Source organism: Bacillus sp. NPDC094106 (assembly GCF_044764345.1).
Lineage (GTDB): Bacteria > Bacillota > Bacilli > Bacillales > Bacillaceae_G > Bacillus_A.
Map to the genome: position 1 here is coordinate 374915 of NZ_JBIWHY010000003.1, position 9029 is coordinate 383943.

Below are 9029 nucleotides of genomic sequence, written 5' to 3' on the forward strand. Positions count from 1 at the left end.
CATTCGCCTACTTTAAAATGTTTTCGAATAATTCATTGGCAGGAACAATTTCTTTTGTCATTCCTTTTTCTTTCAACCATTTGTTTTGTTTTTCCCATGATTCTTTTGTATCTGATAAAAACGGCTCATCTTTCGTCTCCATTTTCTCTAACAAAATTTTCATGCTTTCTTTCTCAACTTCTGGAACAAGTGGGAAGTTTTCTTTTTCTTGATGATCTAATAGAATATTAAGCGCCTCATCTGGGTTCTTTTTCATAAAGTCATATCCTTTTTTCGCACCGCGTAAAAAGGCCTGCAACGCTTCTTTATCTTTTTTCAATGTTTTATCACCTGTTACAAAAACAAGTTCATGATAATTTGGTACGCCATAGTCAGCTGGGTTGAAGTACGCTGGTTCGTGTCCTTGATGGCGCATAACAGGAACTTCATGGTTAATGTACGCCCCGGTTACAGCATCTACTTTTTTCGTAATTAAAGCTGGTACTAAATCAAATCCAACATCTACTACTTTTACGTTATCTGGATTACCACCATCTTCTTTTATCATCGTTTTCAAATATGCTTCGCTTAAAGGTGTTCCAGAATACCCAACTGTCTTGCCCTCTAAATCTTTTGGCGACTGAATGCCAGCTGATTTTAACGAGACAACATGGTTTAATGGCGAACGGACAACAGCTCCAATTGATTTTACCGGGATTTGTTCATTTGCCCTTGCAATGACAACATCCGGCTGATAATATAAACCAACTGTTACTTTTCCTGCCGCCGCTAACGTTAATGGATCGGTTGGATTCGAAGGAAATTTAATATTCACTTTTACTCCTTCCTCTTTAAAGTACCCCTTTTCGATCGCTGCATAGATAAAACTATGAACTGCGTTTGGATACCAATCGAGCATTACTGTTATTTCTTTTTCTTTCTTCTCTGATGCTGCATTACTAGAACACCCTGCAATCATTGCAACCAATAATGTAAACACAAAGATGCGTTTTAATAACTTCATGAATGTTTCCTCCAACTAATAAATTTCCTTTCTAGTATAGAAACAAGTAATACAAAGAAAATAGCGAGCAATGATAACAACACAATTGGTGCAAATACACCTGCTCCATCTAATTGTGTCATCATTCGTTTACTAAAGTAGCCTAGACCCGCTTGAGCCCCAAGCCACTCACCGATTGCTGCTCCAATGACACTAAGAGGAACTGCAATCTTTAATGCTGAAAAAAAGTATGGAAGTGCAGATGGCAACTTTAACTTTAGAAAAATATCTTTTTTCGTTGCACCATATGTAACGAAAAGCTCCTCCCATTCTTTCTTCGTACTGCGTAATCCGTCATACGTATTTACCGCAATCGGGAAAAATGTAATCAAAACCGTAACAACTACTTTGCTCCAAATTGAATATCCAAACCATAAAACAAATAATGGTGCCAGCGCTGTAATTGGTATTGTTTGCGAGGCAACTAATAATGGATAAAAAGCCCTTTCCATCCATGTGCTAGCATTCATTAACATCGCGAGTCCCACGCCAAGTACAATGGAAATAACAACACCTATTAACACCACATATAGCGTTGCTGGTAAATGAACCGTAAATAATATATCTCTGAGTGCCCATATTTTAGCTATAATTGCAGTCGGCGATGGCAGAATGTACATTTCATCTACAATTCTTGCTCCCACTTCCCAGCTTACAAGTAAGATACTGCTCAAAATCAATGCAGGCAGTAACTCTATAACACGCTTCATATGAGCACCTGCCTTTGCAACATACCAAGTAGTTCATCTTTTAACGCTAATATCTCAGGCCTATACAAATCTTTTCTTGAGCGATCCACTCCAAGTGGTACAATACGCTCCGTCAAATTTGTTATCGGCTGCTCTGTTACCACTAAAATCCGATTAGAAAGAAAAAGTGCTTCTTCTACATCATGCGTAATAAACAAAATTGTTTTTTGCCATTGTTTCCATTGTTCAAACAACCATTCTTGCAATGTAGCTTTCGTTAATGCATCCAATGCACTAAACGGTTCATCTAACAATAAAATATCCCCGCCTGTTAATAATGTTCGAATAAATGACACTCGCTGCCGCATACCACCCGACAAGTCTTTTGGATACTTTTGCTCATATCCTTGTAAACCAAATTGTTCTAAAAGGTCCTTTGCCTTTAGATGTGCTTCTTTTTTCTTTACACCCTGACATTCTAACGGCAATGCTGCATTTTCAATAATTGTTCTCCACGGCAGTAGCATATCTTTTTGTGGCATATACCCTACAGGATGACTCGTTGTTTCTGTCAGTTGAATCGTTCCAGCCGCTGGTTCCTCTAATCCTGTAATTAAACGAAATAATGTACTTTTGCCACAGCCACTCGGTCCAATGATACTTACAAACTCCTTTTCTTGCACAGAAGCATCTAGGCCATCTATGATTGGCTTTTCATCATAATGAAAAGAAACATTATGAAACTGTAGTATGCTCTTGGTCCTCAAAACCCCACATCTCCTTACGATATGCCATATCCCAGAATAAATACTCAAATCGGCTGGAATATAAGAAAATCTCTTCTAATCGAGCTAACTCTTGTTCAGATTTCCCTTCAGCTAGTTCATTTAATAAATCCATTAACCAAGTGCAAAGATTCCCGTACTCTTCTGAGCTATATCCTTGAATCCATTCCCCAAAAAATTCGTGATCGCTTGCTCCTGGAATATCATTTAAGCGTTTTCCAATCTCCCAATAACTCCACATGCAAGGAAGCAGTGCTGCAATTAATTCTGCAAGCGTACCATTTTGCGAAACAGACATCATATAGTTTGTATACGCCAAATTTTTAGCGGATGGCTTTGCCTCCTCCATCTTTTGTATAGAAATACCAAGACGTTTTGCATACTGTTTATGGATTGTCATTTCTCCATTTAAAATGCCGTCTATTTGTTCTGCAAATTTTGCCATAACTTGTGGATTTGTTGCTTTTACAACTCCAATTGCATATAGTTTCGCATAATCTAGCAAATATAAATAATCTTGTATGATGTAATATTGGAATTTATCTTTCTCTAACGTACCGTCCCCCATTCCAGTTACAAATGGATGATTGTGGCTTTTTTCCCAAACAGGTTGCACCGTCCTAAATAATCTCTCACAAAATTTCATTTCTCTTTCCCCTTCCTGTATATCCGTTTATTTAAATAAAAAAGCCACCCCTATATATAAGAAGTGGCTACAGCAAATAAAATTATATTTATTCGTTGTTGTTCCACTTCCCTTCGCTAGTATTACCTAGATCAGGTCCATAAGAGTTAAGGATTATTCCTCTCTCAGCCTATAAAGCACCCCTAGTGGTTTTCACTATTCATTTTTCAAATAAAAAAGCCCCGTTTCTTTGCGCAAAGAAACGGGGACCTATTATTAGTGTCCGAATTGCTTCCCTACGCTAGCATAACCTAGATCAGGTAATTGGAGGATCAAAGACTTACGGCCTTACTCTCAGCTGGCAACACCAGCTCTCCTAGCACAATATGAAATTACCATTGTCAGTATAACACTGTTACCAATCATCAGCAACTATATAAATCCATTTTCATTTTTCGACATCTAAATCCCGGCTATGCAGAATAAAAAGTAACTTACACTCGTTTTTTCTTTCTATTTTTACTTCGCATGTGGCAGAAACAGGCCCTGACCGCTTCTATGCATGGCCAGATGCTCTCTCCTATCTAAAAAAGAGGGGTTTTATGTCTGTTTTTTAATTGATGTATATATATTTTAATTTCTCAATTGTACATCCATAAATAAAATTATAAAATACGTATAGTTCACTTATATTCCAAAACATTCAATTACTATATACATCCATTTTCATTTTTCGACGTCTAAATCCCGGCTATGCAGAATAAAAAGTAACCTACACTCGTTTTCTCTTTCTGTTTTTACTTTGCATGGAGCAGAAACAGGTCCTGGTCGCTTCTATACATGGCCAGATGTTCTCTCCCACCTAAAAGAGGGTTTTTTAATTGATGTATATATAGCCAAATAGCCGTGATCAAAGTGTTAGGAAAAGTTTATTCTATATCTCCATATGTTTAAAATTATTTTTATATTGATTTCATATTACATTTATGTGAATAATACCCAATATATTATATCTTTATACTATAATAGAAATATAATAATACACCTAGAGGAGGCCTTTATTAGATGAACATGAAAGCTACAGCATTAACAGCAACTACTGTCGCAATCGCTTCCTTACTTCCTTCTATGGCAGAAGTGGATCTGCAGACAGCATCTGCTCAACAAATACCTAAAGCAAAAATCGGATATGTAAACGTGGAAAAAGTAGAATTATACCAAAGTACAAACGTAAGCAGCAATTCAATCGGCAGCATTCCATATAACACCTCTGTTACCATTCTTGAGACAGTCCAAGACTGGTATAAAGTAAATATCAATAATAAGATAGGCTATATAAAAAAGGATGCTATTTCATTTACAAAATCTACTCAGCCTAGCAACCAATATATTGTAAACGCAAATGCATTAAATGTTCGTTCTGAGCCTAATACAGAATCTCCTATTCTTGATGTATTGCCCAATGGAAAATTTATTACGATTCAAGAAACACAAGGGGATTGGTATAAAATCTTACATAACGGGCAAGTTGGGTATGTAAAAAAAATGTTTGTATCTAATGGATCGGAACCATTAGTGAAGGGAATTACTGTGCAAAATGACCCTTCCTACTATGTTGCTACACCTAAATTAAATGTACGCAGTGGCGCTGGAACAAATAATGCCCTAATCGGATCTTTACAAAACGGTACACAAGTTCAAGTGGTAGAAACAGAAGGTACTTGGTATAAAATTCGCTTTGGAACAGGATATGGTTATGTAGCAAAAGATTATATATCACAAAATCAATCACAAGCTAAACAGGCTACTCCTTCAATTCCAGCTGTGTTCAAATTTCCAGCGCAAGGAAAAATCAGTTCAACATTTGATGTACGTTGGGAACAAATGCATTATGGTATAGATATTGCAGCAGAAGGTAATGTCCCAATTCATGCAGCTGCTTCTGGTAAAGTTGTGAAATCTTATTATTCGACTAGTTATGGCAATGCTGTATTCGTTGCTCATCAGATAAATGGAAAATTATATACAACTGTTTATGCTCACATGAAAGATCGTGCTGTACAAGTAGGCGATCAAGTTCAAGTTGGACAAGTATTAGGTCATATGGGAAATACAGGACATTCATTTGGACAGCATCTCCATTTTGAATTACATAATGGAGAATGGAATTTTGAAAAAACAAACGCAGTCGATCCACTGCCTTACTTAGTTAGGTAAATTGTATGCCACGCAATCGCAATATACCACTAATTATTGAATATCTAGCTTTTTTCGGTTTAATCTGTTGTTTATTAATCTACAATACTAACATTATATTTTTATCTATTATTATTACCTTTGTTATTTTCGAAATTTTGATGGAAGCATTCAGCATTCGGCTAAGGAAACAAGTTTCTCATGTATACGTTATACTTTTTCTTTTAAGTGCTTTTATAACAAATGTAGTCAGTAGTGGATTTTATTTATCTACCATATTCCCTGTATTTTTCATGGGGGTTTTACTAGTTGTATCTCAATATATGAGAGTTCCTAGCAATCAGAAGAAACAAGAAAAACAAGGAACCTAGAAAGAGGAAACATTGTGCATCAATCTTTCAAAGACAATCCAATCCAATACTTATTTAATTTATACGAACAAACGAATGAATTTTTTGGTATACAAGGAAGTAAGAACGCTCAGTTTCTTTTGTACGGTATGCTATTTTTAGTACTTATTGCTTTCTCTTTATATTATTAAACGAAAAAAGGATCTCACCTTCCATGAGATCCTTTTTTAATATCTTCATAAGACTCTATACTCCGACTGTTTTTTATCCACAAGCATATTTTTCATAAATAAAGCTCAAATTATATTTCTTCTCTAAACTCATTCTCTGCTCGTCATCACACCAGTAGAATAAAATATCATGAATCGTTGCGTAGCGTTTATTCTTTAGGAATAGTTTAAAGAATGATGGTAAACAGTCATGTAATTGTATAAATATATAATTACGTAATATTTCTTCCTTATATTCAATTCCTTTACAAACATACATCAACTCTTCGCAATAATACGCATGTTGCGGAACTTGAATCATTTCAAAAAATGGCACATAGGATAAGAGCTTTCCAATGAAATGCCCATGCCGATTCATGATTTCTATCGTCATGTGCTCCATCATTTCTTTCATTACATATAAATAATCATCTACATGCGTTGTTTTTAATGGATCGAGCCGATCAGCAATTTGTGATATAACAGCTTTTTGACATGCGATAACAGCTTGGCTAGGTCCGTAGTATGAGAGAAAATCAGTACACTTACGATATTTTCCCAATAAATCAAATGTATATAAATCACTCAAGTATGTATTACAATATATTGCTAGACTCATCATGTCATAATTTAATTGCTCTTTTGATAGTATCTTTGCCTGTTTACACATATAAAAGAATGTGAATTCCAGTACTTCTTTATGCGACAATAATTCACTACATTCTTCGATACATTTTTCATTGAATTTTACTCTTTTCCAAATCTCCGCATCTTCATGTTTTAATTCCCCAACCCGATATTTTATAATTAAATAATTTAAAGCCACAACCTGTGTCAACAAATCCCATGCTTCATATTCCATTGAAGTGTGTACAAATTCATCTAATCTTTGATTGATCATAAACTTATATGCTTCTTTATACCATCCAATTTCTTGGCATAGACGAACAATGCGCACTAAAGTAGGAATTTCATCTTTATGGAACTGTGGCAAGTTTTTCATTTTATTCATTCCATATAAGATAAACGGAGCTAAATTCTCTTCTTTATAAAATTCTTTCTCTTTCCATACCAAAATCGTTCTCTCTTTTCCTTCACCTTTTGGATGACAAGGTACAAGTAAAGAAAATAAATCAGCAAAATTCTTCGGTTCTACATATGTATCTGTAACCAAATTCCAATTAGGATCTCTCTGTACAGCCCTCATATAACTCTCCTTCCATATTTCTCTATATAGGAAATATCAATTCGTTTAACGAACTACAGACAATTAATATTGTTATATTCAGAATCTCTAATAATGCTTATATTTATTAGTATATCATTTTTTATCTTAATAATTATGAGGAATAACAATTTTAAAAAAACTTTCACATATACTATCGATATTCTCCGCCTATAACAATTCCTTTTATTCCGCTATTTGCGGGCAATAATACTCCCACCTCAAAATTCGATGGAAGCAAAGAAGTTAGGTGAGAGATAATAACCAATGGGAGATGAAGAAAACTCCCACTGATTAAAGTTTCACTTTATCTGTCGCTGTTAGAATAATGTACCTGATCATCATTCTTCGTCTAAATCGTTTATAAAAATATTTAAAATCAATATTTATTTTCATTCTGTATGCTCTGATATTTCACTTAAGGCAAATCCTGCTTGATCATCAGCCGCTTCTACGATTGCTAAATCACCTAATGCCAACATTCCAACAAGTCGACCGTTTTCCACTACTGGTAGTCTTCTTATTTGATAACGTGCCATCAACTCTGTTGCCTTTTCAACCGGGTCATTAGGAGATATTGAAACAATATTTGTTGTCATCACATTTGTAATTTTATTCGAACCTGGGTGCTTTTCAGCGATTCCCCGTACAACTAAATCACGATCTGTAACAAGTCCAACTACTTGATTATTTTCAACAACTGGAATCATTCCAATTGCTTCTTCTTTCATCTTTACAGCCGCTTCATACACATTATCCAGTGGTGTACACTGTACAATATCGGTACTCATCAATTCTCTAACTAGTGTCATATTGTAAATTCCCTCCTTTTAATACATACCATAGCTTTTCCAAAATCCCTTTATTTATTTCATACAAATAATCCTGTTTTAGAATCATGATATAGTATATAAAAAGAAGAAAGCTTTTAGATAAGAAAAAAAGAGCCAGCAAATTGCTGACTCTTTTTTATGACCCGTACGGGATTCGAACCCGTGTTACCGCCGTGAAAGGGCGGTGTCTTAACCACTTGACCAACGGGCCATGGCTCCGCAGGTAGGACTCGAACCTACGACCGATCGGTTAACAGCCGATAGCTCTACCACTGAGCTACTGCGGAATATGGTGGGCCTAAATGGACTCGAACCATCGACCTCACGCTTATCAGGCGTGCGCTCTAACCAGCTGAGCTATAGGCCCATATTTCTTACAGGGGCAGTAGGAATCGAACCCACACCGGAGGTTTTGGAGACCTCTGTTCTACCTTTAAACTATGCCCCTAAATGATGCCGGCTAGAGGACTTGAACCCCCAACCTACTGATTACAAGTCAGTTGCTCTACCAATTGAGCTAAGCCGGCATAAAAAAATGGTGGCTCGGGACGGAATCGAACCGCCGACACGAGGATTTTCAGTCCTCTGCTCTACCGACTGAGCTACCGAGCCAACATAAATGGCGGTCCCGACCGGGGTCGAACCGGCGATCTCCTGCGTGACAGGCAGGCATGTTAACCACTACACCACGGGACCATTGGTTGCGGGGACAGGATTTGAACCTGCGACCTTCGGGTTATGAGCCCGACGAGCTACCAGACTGCTCCACCCCGCGATGATATAATATTATTTTAAAAATGGAGGAGGTAGAGGGATTCGAACCCCCGCGCGACTCTCGCCGCCTGTCGGTTTTCAAGACCGATCCCTTCAGCCGAACTTGGGTATACCTCCATGAAGTAAATATTAATTATATCTTTTAGTTATCTTTATACATCTAATAGTTTTATTGACTATCCAATCATTCCATTTTAATTATTATAAAATGGAGGAGGTAGAGGGATTCGAACCCCCGCGCGACTCTCGCCGCCTGTCGGTTTTCAAGACCGATCCCTTCAGCCGAACTTGGGTATACCTC

The 9029-nt window shown here is 36.6% G+C and carries 9 protein-coding genes, 9 tRNA genes and 2 riboswitches; of the genes, 3 read left to right on the forward strand and 15 right to left on the reverse strand.

Annotated features, from left to right (window positions below; all coding sequences use genetic code 11):
• Nucleotides 1-7: 7 nt before the first annotated feature.
• The 4 genes from ACIQ7L_RS06545 to tenA are packed head-to-tail and all read right to left on the reverse strand — an operon-like array spanning nucleotide 8 to nucleotide 3162.
• On the reverse strand, nucleotides 8-1003 hold the full coding sequence (locus ACIQ7L_RS06545) for an ABC transporter substrate-binding protein (protein WP_400567649.1): 996 nt from the start codon (nucleotides 1001-1003) through the stop codon (nucleotides 8-10).
• A complete protein-coding gene (locus ACIQ7L_RS06550; protein WP_400567650.1) occupies nucleotides 1000-1752 on the reverse strand; it encodes an ABC transporter permease in 753 nt (250 codons plus the stop codon). The genes ACIQ7L_RS06545 and ACIQ7L_RS06550 overlap by 4 nt, the downstream gene beginning before the upstream one ends.
• Nucleotides 1749-2498 carry an ABC transporter ATP-binding protein gene (locus ACIQ7L_RS06555; RefSeq protein WP_400567652.1) on the reverse strand — a complete coding sequence of 250 codons (750 nt, stop codon included), beginning with the start codon at nucleotides 2496-2498 and terminating at the stop codon, nucleotides 1749-1751. Before ACIQ7L_RS06555 ends, ACIQ7L_RS06550 begins: the two co-directional genes overlap by 4 nt.
• Nucleotides 2467-3162, reverse strand: coding sequence for a thiaminase II (tenA, locus tag ACIQ7L_RS06560; protein WP_400567654.1), 696 nt, complete (start codon nucleotides 3160-3162; stop codon nucleotides 2467-2469). The genes ACIQ7L_RS06555 and tenA overlap by 32 nt, the downstream gene beginning before the upstream one ends.
• 91 nt (nucleotides 3163-3253) lie before the next feature.
• Nucleotides 3254-3356, reverse strand: a riboswitch (TPP riboswitch).
• A gap of 61 nt (nucleotides 3357-3417) precedes the next feature.
• A riboswitch (TPP riboswitch) is annotated at nucleotides 3418-3529 on the reverse strand.
• Between the two features lie 677 nt (nucleotides 3530-4206).
• Here tenA and ACIQ7L_RS06565 point away from each other — a divergent pair.
• The 3 genes from ACIQ7L_RS06565 to ACIQ7L_RS06575 are packed head-to-tail and all read left to right on the forward strand — an operon-like array spanning nucleotide 4207 to nucleotide 5878.
• Nucleotides 4207-5358 carry an SH3 domain-containing protein gene (locus tag ACIQ7L_RS06565; RefSeq protein ID WP_400567655.1) on the forward strand — a complete coding sequence of 384 codons (1152 nt, stop codon included), beginning with the start codon at nucleotides 4207-4209 and terminating at the stop codon, nucleotides 5356-5358.
• A gap of 5 nt (nucleotides 5359-5363) precedes the next feature.
• Nucleotides 5364-5708: a hypothetical protein gene (locus ACIQ7L_RS06570; RefSeq protein ID WP_400567656.1), complete on the forward strand. Its 345-nt coding sequence runs from the start codon at nucleotides 5364-5366 to the stop codon at nucleotides 5706-5708.
• Between the two features lie 14 nt (nucleotides 5709-5722).
• Nucleotides 5723-5878, forward strand: coding sequence for a hypothetical protein (locus tag ACIQ7L_RS06575; RefSeq protein WP_400567658.1), 156 nt, complete (start codon nucleotides 5723-5725; stop codon nucleotides 5876-5878).
• A gap of 73 nt (nucleotides 5879-5951) precedes the next feature.
• On the opposite strand, the gene ACIQ7L_RS06580 is transcribed toward ACIQ7L_RS06575, so the two are convergent.
• The 11 genes from ACIQ7L_RS06580 to ACIQ7L_RS06630 all read right to left on the reverse strand — a co-directional run bounded on the left by ACIQ7L_RS06580 (nucleotide 5952) and on the right by ACIQ7L_RS06630 (nucleotide 8845).
• Nucleotides 5952-7103 (reverse strand): DUF3965 domain-containing protein, encoded by a 1152-nt coding sequence (locus ACIQ7L_RS06580; RefSeq protein ID WP_400567660.1) that lies wholly within the window; start codon nucleotides 7101-7103, stop codon nucleotides 5952-5954.
• A 410-nt stretch (nucleotides 7104-7513) separates the two neighbouring features.
• Nucleotides 7514-7933: a CBS domain-containing protein gene (locus ACIQ7L_RS06585; RefSeq protein WP_097897724.1), complete on the reverse strand. Its 420-nt coding sequence runs from the start codon at nucleotides 7931-7933 to the stop codon at nucleotides 7514-7516.
• A 160-nt stretch (nucleotides 7934-8093) separates the two neighbouring features.
• Nucleotides 8094-8165, reverse strand: a tRNA-Glu gene (locus ACIQ7L_RS06590).
• A gap of 1 nt (nucleotide 8166) precedes the next feature.
• Nucleotides 8167-8241, reverse strand: a tRNA-Asn gene (locus ACIQ7L_RS06595).
• A gap of 3 nt (nucleotides 8242-8244) precedes the next feature.
• Nucleotides 8245-8321 (reverse strand) — tRNA-Ile (locus ACIQ7L_RS06600).
• 10 nt (nucleotides 8322-8331) lie between these two features.
• Nucleotides 8332-8402 (reverse strand) — tRNA-Trp (locus ACIQ7L_RS06605).
• 6 nt (nucleotides 8403-8408) lie between these two features.
• A tRNA-Thr gene (locus tag ACIQ7L_RS06610) sits at nucleotides 8409-8481 on the reverse strand.
• Nucleotides 8482-8490: 9 nt separating this feature from the next.
• A tRNA-Phe gene (locus tag ACIQ7L_RS06615) sits at nucleotides 8491-8566 on the reverse strand.
• An 8-nt stretch (nucleotides 8567-8574) separates the two neighbouring features.
• A tRNA-Asp gene (locus tag ACIQ7L_RS06620) sits at nucleotides 8575-8650 on the reverse strand.
• Nucleotides 8651-8652: 2 nt separating this feature from the next.
• Nucleotides 8653-8729: transfer RNA gene (locus tag ACIQ7L_RS06625), tRNA-Met, on the reverse strand.
• 23 nt (nucleotides 8730-8752) lie between these two features.
• A tRNA-Ser gene (locus tag ACIQ7L_RS06630) sits at nucleotides 8753-8845 on the reverse strand.
• Nucleotides 8846-9029 lie beyond the last annotated feature (184 nt).